A 15,375-nucleotide genomic window follows, 5' to 3' on the forward strand; every position below is an offset into this window, starting at 1 on the left:
ACAATGCAAGGACCAAGCGTGACTGCCGACCAACCCATGCTGGTGCTGGGGATCGAGACGACCTGCGATGAGACCGCGGCCGCCGTGATCGAACGGGCGCCGGACGGCAGCGGCCGCATTCTTTCCAATGTCGTGCATTCGCAGATTGGCGACCACGCGCCTTATGGCGGCGTGGTGCCGGAAATCGCCGCGCGCGCCCATGTGGACCTGCTCGACGGGCTGATCGATCGCGCCATGACCGAGGCCGGCGTCGGCTACGCCGAACTCTCCGGTGTCGCGGCGGCGGCAGGGCCCGGCCTGATCGGCGGCGTGATCGTTGGCCTCACCACGGCGAAGGCCATCGCCATGGTGCATGACACGCCGCTGATCGCGGTGAACCATCTCGAAGCCCATGCGCTGACGCCGCGGCTGACCGAGCCGCTGCAATTTCCATATTGCCTGTTCCTCGTCTCCGGCGGCCATACCCAGATCGTCGCGGTGCTCGGCGTCGGCGACTATGTCCGACTCGGCACCACCGTCGACGACGCCATGGGCGAGGCCTTCGACAAGGTCGCAAAGATGCTCGGACTGCCCTATCCCGGCGGGCCGCAGGTGGAACGCGCGGCAGCGCAGGGCGATGCGACGCGCTTCGACTTTCCGCGGCCGATGGTCGGACGGCCCGAGCCGAATTTCTCGCTCTCCGGGCTCAAGACCGCCGTGCGCAACGAGGCATCGCGCCTGCTGCCGCTGGAGGAGCAGGACATCGCCGATCTCTGCGCGAGTTTTCAGGCGGCCGTGCTGGCCTCGACGGCGGATCGGCTGAAGGTGGGCTTGCGTATTTTCACCGAACGCTTCGGGCCGCCGCAGGCGCTGGTGGCTGCGGGCGGCGTGGCCTCCAACCAGGCCATTCGCGGCGCGCTGGAGGAGATCGCAAGAAAGGCCGGCACCGTGCTGCTGCTGCCGCCGCCGGCGCTGTGCACCGACAATGGCGCGATGATCGCCTGGGCCGGCGCCGAACGCCTCGCGCTCGGCATCTCCGACGGCATGGACGCGGCACCTCGCGCGCGCTGGCTGCTCGATGCCGATGCGAAAGCGCCGGCCGGACACAAGAACAGCCGTGCGGGATATTGAGATGATCACTGAAGGCGCGGTGCTCTCCTTAACCTCTCCCCGTTTGCGGGGAGAGGTCGACGTTCCCATGCGGAGCATGGGGGCGTCGGGTGAGGGGGGCTCTCCGCACACTCCGCAGCACATGGAGAGTCCCCCTCATCCGTCCACGCTGCGCTTCGCTTCGCGCGGCCACCTTCTCCCCGCAAGCGGGGAGAAGGCAGAATGAGCGCATTTCAATCCGTCGCGGTGATCGGCGCCGGGGCTTATGGCACGGCGCTCGCCGATGTGGCGGCGCGGGCGGGGCGTGAGGTCGTGCTCTATGCGCGCTCGGCGGCCGCGGCAGAGATGATGCAGACCTCGCGCAGCAATCCGCGGCTGCCGAGTGCAAGCATCGACGATGCTGTGTTCGTGACATCGGATCTCGCGCTGGCCGCGCGAGCCGACATCATTTTGCTCGCGGTGCCTTCGCAGCAATTGCGTGGGGCGCTGACGGCGACCGCACCGCTGCTGGCGGCAGGCAAGCCTGTCGTCGCCTGCGCCAAGGGCATCGAGCAGGGCTCCCACAAATTCATGACCGAGGTGATCGCCGAGGTCTCGCCGAATGTGCTGCCGGCCATCTTGTCCGGCCCGAACTTCGCCGACGATGTCGCGGCCGGTTTGCCGACTGCGGTGACGCTGGCTTCCGCCAATGAAGACGTCGCGATCAAGCTCGTGCAGGCGCTAGGCTCGGCGACGTTCCGGCCCTATCACTCCACCGATGTGCGCGGCGTCGAGATCGGCGGCGCGGCGAAGAATGTGCTGGCGATCGCAGCCGGCATTGTCGTCGGCCGCGAGCTCGGCGCATCGGCGCTGGCGGCGTTGACGACGCGCGGCTTCAGCGAATTGCTGCGCCTCGGCATCGCTTGCGGTGCGCGGGCCGAGACGATCTCGGGCCTCTCCGGCCTCGGCGATCTCATTCTCAGCTGCTCCAGTGCGCAGTCGCGAAACTTTTCGCTCGGTGTCGCACTCGGCCGCGGCGAGCCGCCGCCGGCGGGCAAGCTGGCAGAAGGCGCGTTCACCGCGCCGGTGCTGATCGAGCTGGCCGAGGCCAATCAGATCGATATGCCGGTGGCGAAAGCGGTGGCGATGATTCTCGATGGCAGCGCCAGTGTCGATCAGGTGATCGAAGGCCTGCTGACACGGCCGTTCAAGGCGGAAGGTTAGACAATGCAATACTGGCTGATCAAATCGGAGCCCGACGCCTGGTCGTGGGATGAACAGAAAAAGGCCGGTGCCAAAGGCACCGAATGGACCGGCATCCGCAATCACACCGCCAAGCTGAACATGATGAAGATGAAGAAGGGCGACCGCGCTTTCTTCTATCATTCGAATATCGGCAAGGAGATCGTGGGGATCGCCGAGATCATCAGGGAGCATCATCCCGATCCCACCGCCGAACCGGGGGCGCCGTGGGTCTGCGTCGACGTCAAGGCCGTGCAGGACCTGCCGAAGCCGGTATCGCTGGCAGCGATCAAGGCCGAACCGAAGCTCGCCGACGTTGCGATCCTGAGGCAGTCCCGCCTGTCGGTGCCGCCGATTACGGCCGAGGAATGGAAGCTACTCTGCAAGATGGGCGGGCTGTGAGCGCAGACAGCGCCGGCAAGCCTGCGATCATCGACCCCGCGGGATTCATCCGCGCCAATACGCGTCTGTTGCCGGTGCCGCTGGTGCCGGAGGTTTCGCTGCATATGGCTGATGAGGCCGTGCCGCTGTGGAGCAAGACGGAAGAAGAGCTCGGCGAAGCCGGCCTGCCGCCGCCGTTCTGGGCCTTTGCCTGGGCCGGTGGACAGGCGCTCGCACGTTATGTGCTCGACCATCCCCAGCATGTTGCGGGGTGCACGGTGCTCGATCTCGCTTCGGGCTCGGGACTGGTGGCGATTGCAGCTATCAAAGCGGGAGCGGCGAGCGTGATCGGTTACGATATCGATGCATTTGCGCGCGTCGCGATCGCAATCAATGCGGAAGGCAATGATGTTGCTGTCGAAGCGCGCGGCGACGACCTGCTCGGCGATACCGTGGCGCCGGAGGCCCAGACGATCCTTGCCGGCGACATCTTCTATGAGCGCGATACGGCTGAGCGGGCTTATGCATTTCTCTCGGCGCAGGCGGCGCGCGGCGCCACCGTGCTGATCGGCGATCCCGGACGAAGTTATCTGCCGAAGGACAAATTGCGGAAACTCGCTGAATACAAAGTGCCTGTGACACGCGATCTGGAAGACGCGGAGATCAAGAACACCGCGGTGTGGACGCTGGCATAGCTGATTTACGCCACATCGCAGGATGGGTAGAGCGCAGCGAAACCCATCATTTCGTCGTTGACGCAAGCTCGGCCGATGGGTGTCGCCCCGGCGCTTTACGCCTGCGCTCTACCCATCCTACGCGACGGAGTTCTACCCCGCCTCCGCCACCACCTGAGCCAGCAGTTGCTCGCGCTTCGATTGCGAACGATAGCCGCTTTGTTTCGCCGCGATCCGTGCCAGCGCGCCGTTCTCGAAGGCCGTCACGATCGTATCGTGCACATAGCTCTTGCGGCAGATCGTTGGCGTGTTCGACAGCTCATCCGCGGCCGAGCGCACCGCCTCGAGCACCTGCTTCTTGCGGCCGCGGGCGCTTTCGGCTGGCTCGATCTTCGCCAGCGTCTCCACCACCGTGGCCGAGGCCATCAGCGTGCGAAAATCCTTCAGCGAAATCCTGATGCCGGCGATGTCGCGCAGGAAGGCGTTGACCGCCGCAGTGTTGACCTTGTGGATGCGGCCGCGCCGGTCGCGATACTGGAACAGGCGGCGACCGGGTACGTCGTGCAAAATGCCGATGGCCCGCACTAGCTTGCTGGCGCCGCATTCCTTGCGCACCGCCTTGCCGCCCTTCGCCTTGAAGGACAGCACAATGCAGGTGCCGTCGAGCTGTACATTCGTTTTCATCAACGTGGTGGCGCCGCGGGTGCCGGACAGTTTCATATAACTTTCGTTGCCGGCGCGAATCGCGGTCTTCGCGACCAGTTCGATCACCGCCGCCAGCGCGAAATCGCGGGTCGGCTCGTCTCCGGCGAGAATCTGCGACACGCTGCGGCGGATTTTCGGCAGCGCCTTCACCAACCGCGCCAGACGATTCGCCTTGCGATGTTCGCGCACCTTCTCCCAATCGGCATGATAGCGATATTGCAATCGCCCCGCGGCATCGCGGCCGACTGCCTGCAGATGCGAATTGGGATCGGCGGCATAGCGCACGTCTGCATAAGCGGGTGGCACCGCCATCGCGTTCAACCGGCGGATGGTGCCGGCATGACGGATGCGTGTGCCGTTTGCGCGAATGAAGGAATAGGCCTTGCCGCTTTTACGGCGGCGGATGGTCAAATCCGACTGGTCGCCAAGCGTGAGACCGAGTTCGCCGGCCAGCGCTTCCACCGTACCCTTGTTGCGGAGTTTCGGCTGCCGCGCTTCCAGTTTACCGGCCAGCTGTTTTGCCGAAGAGAGCGCCGAACGGGCCGTCGGACGCTGGGCGGCGTTGCGGTTGGCCGCAAAATTCTGCTGCTCCATCATGGTTTTACGTACTTTCTCGTCCTCCCCTGCCGCCGCAATAATGCGAATCGGATGATTTTCGTTCCTGCGTTCTGGCTGCGACCCCGACGCCGCAACCGACGAAAGGGGGAGACGCGGTGACCTTGTTTGGCCCGCCCGCCCCGACGCATAATTGGGCCATCGAACGAGAAACGGCTTGCAGCGCAGGACGGTGTCTCAGGCTGCGAGACAAGTGGAGGGAACGATGTCCGACAAGATTTATGACGTGCCGAGCGAATGGACCTCGCGCGCCTATGTCGACGACGCGAAATACAAGGAGATGTATGCGCGCTCGATCAGCGACACCGAAGGCTTCTGGGCCGAGCAGGCCAAGCGGCTGGACTGGATCGAGGCGCCGACAAAGACCGAAAACACCTCCTATGCGCCGGGCAACATCTCGATCAAATGGTTCGAGGACGGCGTGCTCAACGCCGCCTATAACTGCATCGACCGCCATCTGCCCGATCGCGCCAACCAGACCGCAATCATCTGGGAAGGCGACGATCCGTCGCAATCCAAGCACATCACCTATCAGGAGCTGCATGACGAAGTGGCCAAGATGGCCAATGTGTTGCGCAACCGGAATGTCGGCAAAGGCGACCGCGTCACCATCTATCTGCCGATGATCCCCGAAGCCGCCTATGCGATGCTGGCCTGCGCACGCATCGGCGCGATCCACTCGGTGGTGTTCGCCGGCTTCTCGCCAGATTCGCTGGCGCAGCGCATCACCGACTGCAAATCGAAGATCATCATCACCGCCGATGAAGGCCTGCGCGGCGGCAAGAAAGTGCCGCTGAAGAAGAACGTCGACGCGGCCGTAGCCAAGGCCGGTGGCGTCGACTGGGTGGTGGTGGTGAAGCACACCGGCGCCGCTGTCGACATGGATCCGGCGCGCGACTTCTGGTACCGCGAAGCCGCCGAGATGGTCACCACCGAGTGTCCCTGCGAGGAAATGAATGCGGAAGATCCGCTGTTCATCCTTTACACGTCAGGCTCCACCGGCACACCGAAGGGTGTGCTGCATACCACCGGCGGCTACCTGCTGTTCGCGTCGATGACGCATCAATATGTGTTCGACTATCACGAGGGTGACGTCTACTGGTGTACCGCCGACGTGGGCTGGGTCACCGGCCACAGCTACATTCTGTACGGGCCGCTGGCGAATGGCGCGACCACGCTGATGTTCGAAGGCGTGCCGAACTATCCGGACAATTCGCGCTTCTGGCAGGTGATCGACAAGCACAAGGTCAACATCTTCTACACCGCGCCGACAGCGATCCGCGCGCTGATGCAGGCCGGCGACGAGCCGGTGAAGAAGACCTCGCGCAAGAGCCTGCGCCTGATGGGCTCGGTCGGCGAGCCGATCAATCCGGAAGCCTGGGAATGGTACTACCATGTCGTCGGCGACGGCCGCTGCCCGATCGTCGATACCTGGTGGCAGACCGAGACCGGCGGCATCCTGATCACGCCGCTGCCCGGCGCAACCAGATTGAAACCGGGTTCGGCGACGCGGCCATTCTTCGGCGTGGTGCCCGAGATCGTCGATGCCGACGGCAAGGTGCTGGACGGCGAGACATCGGGCAATCTGTGCATCGCCCGCTCCTGGCCGGGCCAGATGCGCACGGTCTATGGCGACCATGCGCGCTTCGAGCAGACCTATTTCTCCACCTACAAGAACAAGTATTTCACCGGCGACGGCTGCCGACGCGACGCCGACGGCTATTACTGGATCACCGGCCGCGTCGACGACGTGATCAACGTGTCCGGCCATCGCATGGGCACTGCGGAAGTGGAGTCATCACTGGTGGCGCATGACGCCGTATCGGAAGCCGCCGTCGTCGGTTATCCGCACGACATCAAGGGCCAGGGCATCTACGCCTATGTGACGCTGATGGCCGGCGTAGAGCCGACCGAGGACCTGCGCAAGGAGCTGGTCGCCTGGGTCCGTAAGGATATCGGCCCGATCGCCTCGCCGGACCTGATTCAGTTCGCGCCCGGCCTGCCAAAGACGCGCTCCGGCAAGATCATGCGCCGCATCCTGCGCAAGATCGCGGAGGACGAGCCGTCGGCGCTGGGCGATACGTCGACGCTGGCGGATCCCGCCGTCGTCGACGATCTCGTCGAGAAGCGGCAGAACAAGAAGAAAGCGTAGCGCGCGGCCGTAGGTCGGGTCAGGCGCAGCCGTAACCCGCCGCAGAGTTTCAACAGCGAACTCGGCCGGCGGATTACGCTTCGCTTATCCGCCCTACAGACGGGATCGCCCGCGTTCGCGGGCGATGACAAGCAGAGCGAGTGGGGAGAGACGACCATGGATCGCCGTTCCTTTGTTCTCGGCAGCGCCGCTGCCATTGCAGGCGCTGCCGCCGCACACGCCCAGCACGCCGGCCATCCTCCCGTGCTTCCCGCCGCACCGTCCTCCACCGAGCCGTACGCCAAACTGCAAGGCGGCGTGCCGCATCACATGACGCCGGAGCAGGAGGCGCAGCGCGTCACCGACAGTCCGGCACCGAAAGGTCCGCCGGGCAGATGGCAGCCTCGCGCGGCCTTGCCGCTGCCGCGCAGCGAAATGGCATGGGCCGCGGCCTGGGCCGACCGCATGCATATTGTCGGTGGTTATGGCGAAGGCCGTGTCGATCGGCCCTATCATCACGTCTACGACGCCGCGAAGGATCAGTGGTTCAACGCCGCGCCGCTGCCGCGCGGGGCCAATCACGTTTCGGTCGCGGCAGACAGCGGCCGTGTCTATTCGCTCGGCGGTTTCATGCAGCAGAATCGCGGCTCGGATCAGAACGCCTATGCCTATGATGTCGCCGCCGACCGCTGGGACACGATCGCACCGCTGCCGCGTCCGCGTGGCGCTGGAGCTGCGGTGGCGTTGAACGGCAAGATCCATCTGATCGGCGGCGCGTCCGAACCGGCCGCCGAGCGCGCCAGCGTGAGTTGGCACGAAGTTTATGATCCGAAAACCGACAAATGGGAGACGCGCAAGGCGCTGCCCGGCGCGCGCGATCACGTCGGCTGTGTCGCTCATGACGGCGTCATCCATGTCATCGGCGGTCGCTTCAACACTTTTGAGTACAACACCGACCTGCATCACATTTACCTGCCGGAGCGGGACACATGGGAGCTGCGCAAGCCGCTGCCGGTGGCGCGCTCCGGTCATGGCCTCGTCGTCTATCGCGACCGGCTGTTCGCGATGGGCGGCGAGTCCGGCGTCATCCGCGATGGCAGGATCACGCAGGAAAAGGTGTTCGGGCAGATGGAGAGCTACGATCCGAAGACCGATAGCTGGCAGAGCCATGCCCCGATGCTGACGCCGCGCCATGCGGTGGGGGCCGCCGCGATCGGCGACTGGATCTATGTGGCCGGCGGCGGCGCGGTGACCGGCGGCGCCGTGCAGTCGGCGATCCACGAGGCGTTTACGCTGGGATGAGGCGAGCCTCGGACTGTCATCACCCGCGAAAGCGGGTGGATCCAGCAAGCGGAGGCAGAGCGGCTTTATCACCACCGTTCGTGTTTACGGGATCGCCCGGTCGAGCTGGCAATGACAGACTGCGTAAGCACCGACGGGAAAATCACGCATCCCTCACGCAGTTGTCAGCCCCGCATTCACCCGCTGCCGTCCAATTTAGAGCGAGTGTTGTTTCCCGGACATTTACTTTGTTTCGCGGTTCCCCTCATTAAACGGCGCTCGCGGCACGGTTCCCGTGCCGATGGAGACCGGCTGTTTACGCGACCGGTTGAAGCTTCCTGATGTTGCAATTGTGTGCTCGCCCGCCAGGGGCGGGAACGACCTCGTCCGGCCGACACCGGCGAGTGGAATTTGGAGAGACCGATGTCTTCGAAGATTGCAGGCGCCGCTGCAGGTTTTCTTGCCGTAACCCTTGTCGCCGGCACCTTGGCCGCCACCTCCGCCCAGGCCGCCCCCAGCGTCGTCAATTTCCACGGTGAGTATGCCCCCGGCACCATCGTGGTGAAGACCGGCGAGCGCAAACTCTATCTGGTGGTCGAACCCGGCGTCGCCGTGCGCTATCCGGTCGGCGTGGGCAAACCCGGCAAGCAGTGGGCCGGCGTCACCAAGATCGACGGCAAATACCGCCAGCCCGCCTGGTCGCCCCCGGCCGATGTGAAGCGCGACAATCCGCGTATCCCGGACGTGATCCCCGGCGGCTCGCCCGCCAATCCAATGGGCGTCGCGGCCATGACGCTCGCCGGCGGCGAATACGCCATTCACGGCACCAATGTGCCGCGGTCGATCGGGGGCTACGTTTCCTACGGCTGCGTGCGGATGTATAACGAGGACATCACCGACCTGTTTTCGCGCGTATCGGTGGGCACGCCGGTTGTCGTGACCCAGCGCTGATCGCATTCAGCTAGCAGCTAGACCAGGCCGCGCCAGCAGCGCGGCTTTGTCATTTGTCGCACCAGCCATCACGATGGCCGCCATCGTAACGGCGCGCGAAGCCGCCGCTGAGCAATGCGGCAGAGACATTCGGCGTGCGCCGGGTGGCGACATCTGCGACCACGCGGCCGGGATATTTATCGGAACCGATATTGTAGATGGTGACACCACCTTCCTTGAGCAGCCGCTTCAGCGCCGCCGTGGCGTCTTCAGCGAGCCGTATCTCCGTGGTGCACCGGCCTTTCAATTCAGGCGCATCGATGCCGCGCAGACGGATATGCGCGGTAAGATCCTCACCGGGCGCGAGATGCACGCGTGCGCCGAACGTGTCGCCGTCGATGGTGTAAAGCACATCGACCGCGTGGCGATCATTGTGGCTGTCGCTTCGCTGCACGATCGCGTTCGCATCGCGCTCGGCCTGGGTCTCCCCGTGAAAGACCGTGGGCAACCAGCGCTGCAACGGCAATGCCGAGCCCACCGCCATGCCAAGCACGAAAATCCACGGCCACAGGCGCGACAGTCGCGCCCGCCATGGCGACGCGTGATGGATGCGCGGGCGTGGCGGCATGGCTGATCTATGACGAGGCGGAAAATAGCAATGACGCTGAATCACCTCGCCCCGGTCGGGAAAGGTAAAGCAAGATGTGCCGTCTCAAAAATCCGACGCGATGCCTTTGCGTTCCCAGTCGCCGAAGCGGGTCGGCTCCGGACCTTCAGGCCCCTGTAGTTCCCTGGCATGCGGCGTTGGCGCAGCCGCTGCGGCGCGGCGCTCTTCAGCCTCGGCCAGCGCCCGCTGCGCAGCAGGCGAAAGCACCTTCTTCGGCGCCTGCTCAGGCACGATGGAGTGATCTGCTGCTTTGTCGTTCATCTCGATGATCCTTGTGAACCGGCAAGGGCCCGCACGCATTACCAATTTCAAATCGCATACTATCGGACATGATCCTGACCGAAAACCGGCGACCGCTTTTCGATATCATGCCTTGTGTGCGACTATGCGCATATAAGGGCGATTCTTACATTTGGCATATTCGCGTGCGACAGAATCGGACCCGCCCGATGGCGCCGACCGAAATTCTCGCCATTCCCCCCTCCTTCACCGTGATGTTGCTGCATGCCGCAAGTGAAATACGCTCCGCCTCCCGAGGTCCCCGGCCTCGCTGCGCGACGCATCGCAGCCGACATTCTCGACGGCGTGCTGCAAAAGCACCGCACTCTGGATGACCAGCTCGAAGGCGCTGCCGCGCATCCCGGCCTGAAGACACTGTCGGACCGCGACCGCGCGCTGATGCGCCGCCTTGTCGCGACGATTTTGCGCCGCCTCGGCACGCTCGGGCAAATTCTGTCACGCCTGCTCGATCGGGGCATTCCTACCGACGCGCCGCGCGCGCAAAGCGCGCTGCTGATCGGCGCCGCACAGATTCTCTGGATGGACGTGCCTGATCATGCCGCCGTCGATCTATCCGTGCGCATGGTGCAATCCGACCGTCGCGCCGCGAAATATGCCGGGCTCGTCAATGCCGTGCTGCGCCGCTGCGCCCGTGAGGGCAAGGAGCTGGTGGAGGAAACCGCCGGCCAGAGCCTCGACATTCCACCGTGGCTGCTGGCACGCTGGTCCGCGCATTATGGCGAGGCCACCGCACGCGACATCGCCACCGCGCTGAGCCACGAACCATCGCTCGATCTCACCGTGAAATCCGACGCCGAGGCCTGGGCGACGCGCCTGCATGGCGAAGTCCTGCCCACCGGCACCGTGCGCACGCTGTTGCAGGGCTCGGTGACCATGTTGCCCGGCTTCAATGATGGCCAGTGGTGGGTACAGGACGCCGCTGCGGCCCTGCCGGCAAGGCTGTTTGGCGATCTCAAGGGCAAGCGCATCGTCGATCTCTGCGCCGCACCGGGCGGCAAGACCGCGCAGCTCGCCCATGGCGGCGCCGAGGTGGTGGCGGTGGATCGCTCGCCCAATCGCGTTGCGCGCTTGCGGGAGAATCTCGGGCGATTGTCGCTGCGGGCGGAGACGATCGTCTCCGACGGCACCGAATATCCCGGCGAAGGTTTTGACGGCGTTCTGCTGGACGCCCCGTGCTCCTCCACCGGCACCATCCGCCGTCACCCCGATGTCGCCTGGCTGAAACAGGAAGCCGATATCGCCATGCTGACGGCCCTGCAGCGCCGTCTGCTGGCCAAGGCGGTGACCATGCTGAAGCCCGGCGGGGTGCTGGTCTACTGCACCTGTTCGATGGAACCCGACGAAGGCGAGCATGCGATCGCCGATCTCCTGGCCCGTGACGGCAGCATGCGCCGCATGCCGGCCACCGCGGGCGAGGTCTCCGGCCTCGCCGAAATCGTTACCCCCGATGGCGATTTGCGTACGCTGCCGAGTCATTTGCCGCATGCGGATCCGCGACTTGGCGGGCTCGACGGCTTCTATGCAGCGCGTCTCGTTAAATCCTGATATTCACTGGGTTATTCCTTTGATTCGCGAGGCGTCCACAGGGCGCCTCCTGGTGCTGTGTGCGGCGGGCGTTTCCGGTTAAGAAGGATTCGCATCGGTCATTCTCTCACCCATCCCGATCTTGCTTCAGGACCAAGGCGCACGTGGTCGCTCATCGCAGACGTATTTCGAGGCTGATCCTCGGCCGCTTCGCGCGGAGTGCGCTGGCGCGTGCGTCGGGAAGCTCGGCGGCGATCTCGCGGCTGTGGCCGGGGCGCACGGATCGCCTGCTGATTGCACCGCACGACCTGCGCACGACCGACGCGACACGCGCGGCGGAAATCTATGCCGGCCGCTTCGTCTTCGCCGGCAAGATCGTCACCTGCCACGGCCGCTCGATCTTCGATCTCGAGCCGCCGTCGGAAGACTGGGAAATCTCCCTTCTTGGCTTCGGGTGGCTACGCCATCTGCGCGCGGCCGACACCGCCATCACCCGCGCCAATGCACGCTCGCTGATCGACGACTGGATGTCGAACACCTCGCGCAAGCGCCCGGTGGGACGCCGGCCGGAGGTGGTCGCGCGCCGCGTAATTTCGCTGCTGTCACAGGCGCCACTGGTTCTCGGCGACACCGACGGTAGATTCTATCGCCGCTATCTGCGCACGCTGGCGCGCGAAATCCGCGCGCTGCGCTATGCGCTGCCGGGCACCGCCGGCGGCCTGCCGAGAATGCAGGTGCTGATTGCGCTCTGCTACGCCTCGCTCTGTCTTGCCAATCAGGCCAACAATATTCGCGGTGTTGCCAAACGGCTGTCGGATGAATTGCAGAAGCAGATCCTGCCCGATGGCGGCCACGTCTCGCGCAATCCGAGCGCACTGATCGAGCTGCTGATCGATCTGTTGCCGCTGCGACAGACCTTTGCCGCGCGCAACATCGCGCCGCCACCGGCTTTGCTGAACGCCATCGATCGCATGATGCCGATGCTGCGTTTCTTCCGCCATGGCGACGGCAGTTTTGCGTTGTTCAACGGCATGAGTTCGACGCCATCGCATCTGGTCGCCACGCTGCTGGCCTATGACGACACCCATGGCGTGCCGATGGCGCATATGCCGCATACCGGATTCCAGCGTCTAGAAGCCGGCACCATGACCGTGGTCATCGATACGGGGCCGCCTCCGCCGCCTGATGTCAGCCACGAGGCGCATGCCGGCACGCTGGCGTTCGAGCTCTCCTCTGGCGCCAACCGCATCGTCGTCAATTGCGGCATGCCTTCAACGGCGCGCGAGAACTGGCGTGTCTTCGCGCGCTCGACGGCAGCCCATTCGACGGTGAGCTATCACAACACGTCATCGAGCCAGTTCGTCGAGGCCGGCGCGATGAAGAAGTTCTTGCGGGGCTCGCCAATCACCAGCGGCCCGCACAATGTCGAGAATTATCGCGAAGTGACGTCGGACGGCACCATGCTGACGACCGCCCATGACGGCTACAAGTCCCGTTTCGGTATCGAGCATCGCCGCATCCTGACCATCGCCGCCGATGGGAACCGGCTGGATGGCGAGGACATCGTCGCCCCCGCGCCGGGCGCGCGGCTGAAGGGCAATAGCACCGATTACGCCATCCGTTTCCATCTGCATCCATCGGTCAAGGCGAGCCGGCTGAGCGACGCTCGCGGCGTCATGCTGGTGCTGCCGAACCGTGACGTCTGGACGTTCGAGGCGCTGGACGACAAGGTCGATCTCGAGGACAGCGTGTTCCTGGCCGGCAATGACGGCCCACGCCGGACCGCCCAGATCGTGATCCACCAGGACGCCCGCCAGACCGGCAGCGTGCGCTGGAGTTTTGCCCGGTCGAACTCGTCGCCGTCGCAGACAAGCGCACGGCGGAACGCCCGCCGCGAGCCGGAATTACCGTTGTAATTCAACATACTCCCGCCCCTCATGGTGAGGAGGCGCGAAAGCGCCGTCTCGAACCATGAGCTGGCTTGGCGCATGAGTTTTACCACCATCCTTCGAGACGCCGCTGCGCGGCTCCTCAGGATGAGGGGCGGAGTTAGTAGCTCCCGCCAAATTTCTGGCATGCCACCCAGCCCGGTTTCGTGCCCCGCCAAACCGTGCTACGCGGCTGCCTTCTCCCACGGGATACACCATCATGACCGACCACCCGCGCAAGGTCACTCGCGCTCTCTTGTCCGTTTCCGATAAGTCCGGACTGATCGAATTCGCCCGCGCGCTGTCCGCGCATGGCGTCGATCTGGTCTCCACCGGCGGCACTGCCAAGGCGATCGCTGCGGCGGGCCTCAAGGTATCGGACGTCTCCGATCTCACCGGCTTTCCGGAAATGATGGATGGCCGCGTCAAGACGCTGCATCCGAAGGTGCACGGCGGCCTGCTGGCGATCCGCGACAATGCCGAGCACAAGAAAGCGATGGCCGATCACGGCATCGCGCAGATCGATCTGCTGGTGGTGAACCTCTATCCGTTCGAGGAAACCGTCGCGAAGAACGCATCGTGGGAAGACTGCATCGAGAATATCGATATCGGCGGTCCGGCGATGATCCGCGCGGCCTCGAAGAACCATGACGACGTCACCGTCGTGGTCGAACCCTCCGACTATCAATCGGTGCTCGACGAGCTTGCGACGAACAAGGGCGCGACCTCGCTGACGTTGCGCCGCCGCCTCGCGGCCAAGGCCTATGCGCGCACCGCTGCCTACGACGCCGCGATCTCCAACTGGTTCGCCGAGCAGCTCAAGACCCCCGCGCCGGACTTCCGTGCCGTCGGCGGCAAGCTGGTCGAAGCGCTGCGTTATGGCGAGAATCCGCATCAGACCGCAGCGTTCTATCGCACGCCCGAACTGCGCCCCGGCGTCGCCTCAGCGCGGCAGGTGCAGGGCAAGCAGCTCTCCTACAACAATATCAACGACACTGATGCCGCCTATGAAGCCATCGCCGAGTTCGATCCCAAGCGCACCGCGGCCTGTGTCATCGTCAAGCACGCCAATCCCTGCGGCGTGGCCGAAGGCAGCAATCTTGTCGAAGCCTATCGCAAGGCGCTGGCCTGCGACTCCACCTCGGCCTTCGGCGGCATCGTGGCGCTGAACCGCACACTGGACGCCGAGACGGCAAAGGTGATCACCGAAATCTTCACCGAAGTGATCGTGGCGCCGGATGCGACCGATGAAGCCATCGCCATCGTCGCGGCGAAGAAGAACCTCCGCCTGCTGCTGGCGGGCAGCCTGCCCGATCCCCGCGCGGCCGGCTTTACTGCGAAGACGGTGGCTGGTGGCCTGCTGGTGCAGAGCCGTGACAATGCGGTTGTCGACGACATGACCCTGAAGGTCGTGACCAAGCGTCAGCCGACCGAGGCCGAATTGCGCGATCTAAAGTTTGCTTTCCGCGTCGCCAAGCACATCAAGTCGAACACCATCGTCTATGCGAAGGACCTCGCCACCGTCGGCGTCGGCGCCGGCCAGATGAGCCGCATCGACAGTGCCCGCATCGCGGCCCGCAAGGCTCAGGATGCCGCGGCGGAAATGAAGCTCGCCGAACCGATGACCAAGGGTTCGGTGGTCGCCTCCGACGCGTTCTTCCCGTTCGCGGATGGCCTGTTGGTGGCGATCGAAGCCGGCGCCACGGCGGTGATCCAGCCGGGCGGTTCGGTGCGCGACGATGAGGTGATCAAGGCTGCGGACGATGCCGGCATCGCCATGGTGTTCACTGGCGTCAGGCACTTCAAGCACTAAGCATGGCACTCATACTGTCATCGCCCGGCTCGACCGGGCGATCCAGTAGACACTCCCATCAATGATCAAACGCAGGCGCCTGCGTTTACTGGGTCACCCGGTCAAACCGGGTGGCG

Annotated in this window: 13 protein-coding genes; 10 read left to right on the plus strand and 3 right to left on the minus strand. The window is 64.7% G+C overall.

The genetic code is table 11. From position 1 onward, the window contains the following. The first annotated feature begins 36 nt into the window (after positions 1-36). From tsaD to E0H22_RS01065, 4 genes are all read left to right on the plus strand, one after another. Positions 37-1,110, plus strand: coding sequence for a tRNA (adenosine(37)-N6)-threonylcarbamoyltransferase complex transferase subunit TsaD (gene tsaD, locus E0H22_RS01050; RefSeq protein WP_233026589.1), 1,074 nt, complete (start codon positions 37-39; stop codon positions 1,108-1,110). Positions 1,111-1,311: 201 nt separating this feature from the next. Then, positions 1,312-2,292 (plus strand): NAD(P)H-dependent glycerol-3-phosphate dehydrogenase, encoded by a 981-nt coding sequence (locus E0H22_RS01055; RefSeq protein WP_233023934.1) that lies wholly within the window; start codon positions 1,312-1,314, stop codon positions 2,290-2,292. 3 nt (positions 2,293-2,295) lie between these two features. After that, positions 2,296-2,712, plus strand: a complete 417-nt coding sequence (locus tag E0H22_RS01060) for an EVE domain-containing protein (protein WP_233023935.1) — start codon at positions 2,296-2,298, stop codon at positions 2,710-2,712. Then, positions 2,679-3,386, plus strand: coding sequence for a class I SAM-dependent methyltransferase (locus tag E0H22_RS01065; RefSeq protein WP_233023936.1), 708 nt, complete (start codon positions 2,679-2,681; stop codon positions 3,384-3,386). Before E0H22_RS01060 ends, E0H22_RS01065 begins: the two co-directional genes overlap by 34 nt. Positions 3,387-3,518: 132 nt before the next feature. Here the strand turns inward: E0H22_RS01065 and E0H22_RS01070 are convergent, their stop codons facing one another. Further along, positions 3,519-4,667, minus strand: coding sequence for a DNA topoisomerase IB (locus E0H22_RS01070; protein WP_233023937.1), 1,149 nt, complete (start codon positions 4,665-4,667; stop codon positions 3,519-3,521). 223 nt (positions 4,668-4,890) lie between these two features. On the opposite strand from E0H22_RS01070, the gene acs reads away from it, so the two are divergent. The 3 genes from acs to E0H22_RS01085 all read left to right on the plus strand — a co-directional run bounded on the left by acs (position 4,891) and on the right by E0H22_RS01085 (position 9,048). Next, complete coding sequence (gene acs, locus E0H22_RS01075; RefSeq protein WP_233023938.1) at positions 4,891-6,837, plus strand: acetate--CoA ligase; 1,947 nt, start codon at positions 4,891-4,893, stop codon at positions 6,835-6,837. A gap of 156 nt (positions 6,838-6,993) precedes the next feature. Further along, positions 6,994-8,118 (plus strand): Kelch repeat-containing protein, encoded by a 1,125-nt coding sequence (locus tag E0H22_RS01080; RefSeq protein WP_233023939.1) that lies wholly within the window; start codon positions 6,994-6,996, stop codon positions 8,116-8,118. 402 nt (positions 8,119-8,520) lie between these two features. Beyond that, positions 8,521-9,048, plus strand: a complete 528-nt coding sequence (locus E0H22_RS01085; protein WP_233023940.1) for a L,D-transpeptidase — start codon at positions 8,521-8,523, stop codon at positions 9,046-9,048. Between the two features lie 49 nt (positions 9,049-9,097). Here E0H22_RS01085 and E0H22_RS01090 read toward each other — a convergent pair whose 3' ends face one another. Continuing rightward, on the minus strand, positions 9,098-9,655 hold the full coding sequence (locus E0H22_RS01090) for a thermonuclease family protein (RefSeq protein WP_233023941.1): 558 nt from the start codon (positions 9,653-9,655) through the stop codon (positions 9,098-9,100). 84 nt (positions 9,656-9,739) lie between these two features. Continuing rightward, positions 9,740-9,955, minus strand: coding sequence for a DUF1674 domain-containing protein (locus E0H22_RS01095; RefSeq protein WP_233023942.1), 216 nt, complete (start codon positions 9,953-9,955; stop codon positions 9,740-9,742). A 243-nt stretch (positions 9,956-10,198) separates the two neighbouring features. Between E0H22_RS01095 and E0H22_RS01100 the strand changes: the two genes are divergently transcribed. The 3 genes from E0H22_RS01100 (at position 10,199) to purH (ending at position 15,259) form a co-directional block, all read left to right on the plus strand. After that, entirely contained in the window at positions 10,199-11,539 is a 1,341-nt protein-coding gene (locus E0H22_RS01100; RefSeq protein WP_233023943.1) for an RsmB/NOP family class I SAM-dependent RNA methyltransferase, read from the plus strand. Between the two features lie 143 nt (positions 11,540-11,682). After that, positions 11,683-13,434: a heparinase II/III family protein gene (locus E0H22_RS01105; protein WP_233023944.1), complete on the plus strand. Its 1,752-nt coding sequence runs from the start codon at positions 11,683-11,685 to the stop codon at positions 13,432-13,434. A 232-nt stretch (positions 13,435-13,666) separates the two neighbouring features. Further along, a complete protein-coding gene (gene purH, locus E0H22_RS01110; RefSeq protein ID WP_233023945.1) occupies positions 13,667-15,259 on the plus strand; it encodes a bifunctional phosphoribosylaminoimidazolecarboxamide formyltransferase/IMP cyclohydrolase in 1,593 nt (530 codons plus the stop codon). The last annotated feature ends 116 nt before the right edge of the window (positions 15,260-15,375 follow it).

Source organism: Rhodopseudomonas boonkerdii (genome assembly GCF_021184025.1).
In the GTDB taxonomy this organism is placed as follows: domain Bacteria; phylum Pseudomonadota; class Alphaproteobacteria; order Rhizobiales; family Xanthobacteraceae; genus Tardiphaga; species Tardiphaga boonkerdii.

What these genes read in the sequence shown, in the direction of transcription:
- E0H22_RS01080 (WP_233023939.1), top strand. Translation starts at nt 6,994, where the DNA reads ATGGATCGCCGTTCCTTTGTTCTCGGCAGCGCCGCTGCCATTGCAGGC.
- E0H22_RS01060 (WP_233023935.1), top strand. Translation starts at nt 2,296, where the DNA reads ATGCAATACTGGCTGATCAAATCGGAGCCCGACGCCTGGTCGTGGGAT.
- E0H22_RS01100 (WP_233023943.1), top strand. Translation starts at nt 10,199, where the DNA reads ATGCCGCAAGTGAAATACGCTCCGCCTCCCGAGGTCCCCGGCCTCGCT.
- E0H22_RS01090 (WP_233023941.1), bottom strand. Translation starts at nt 9,655, where the DNA reads ATGCCGCCACGCCCGCGCATCCATCACGCGTCGCCATGGCGGGCGCGA.
- E0H22_RS01070 (WP_233023937.1), bottom strand. Translation starts at nt 4,667, where the DNA reads ATGATGGAGCAGCAGAATTTTGCGGCCAACCGCAACGCCGCCCAGCGT.
- tsaD (WP_233026589.1), top strand. Translation starts at nt 37, where the DNA reads ATGCTGGTGCTGGGGATCGAGACGACCTGCGATGAGACCGCGGCCGCC.
- E0H22_RS01095 (WP_233023942.1), bottom strand. Translation starts at nt 9,955, where the DNA reads ATGAACGACAAAGCAGCAGATCACTCCATCGTGCCTGAGCAGGCGCCG.
- E0H22_RS01065 (WP_233023936.1), top strand. Translation starts at nt 2,679, where the DNA reads ATGGAAGCTACTCTGCAAGATGGGCGGGCTGTGAGCGCAGACAGCGCC.
- E0H22_RS01055 (WP_233023934.1), top strand. Translation starts at nt 1,312, where the DNA reads ATGAGCGCATTTCAATCCGTCGCGGTGATCGGCGCCGGGGCTTATGGC.
- purH (WP_233023945.1), top strand. Translation starts at nt 13,667, where the DNA reads ATGACCGACCACCCGCGCAAGGTCACTCGCGCTCTCTTGTCCGTTTCC.
- E0H22_RS01085 (WP_233023940.1), top strand. Translation starts at nt 8,521, where the DNA reads ATGTCTTCGAAGATTGCAGGCGCCGCTGCAGGTTTTCTTGCCGTAACC.
- acs (WP_233023938.1), top strand. Translation starts at nt 4,891, where the DNA reads ATGTCCGACAAGATTTATGACGTGCCGAGCGAATGGACCTCGCGCGCC.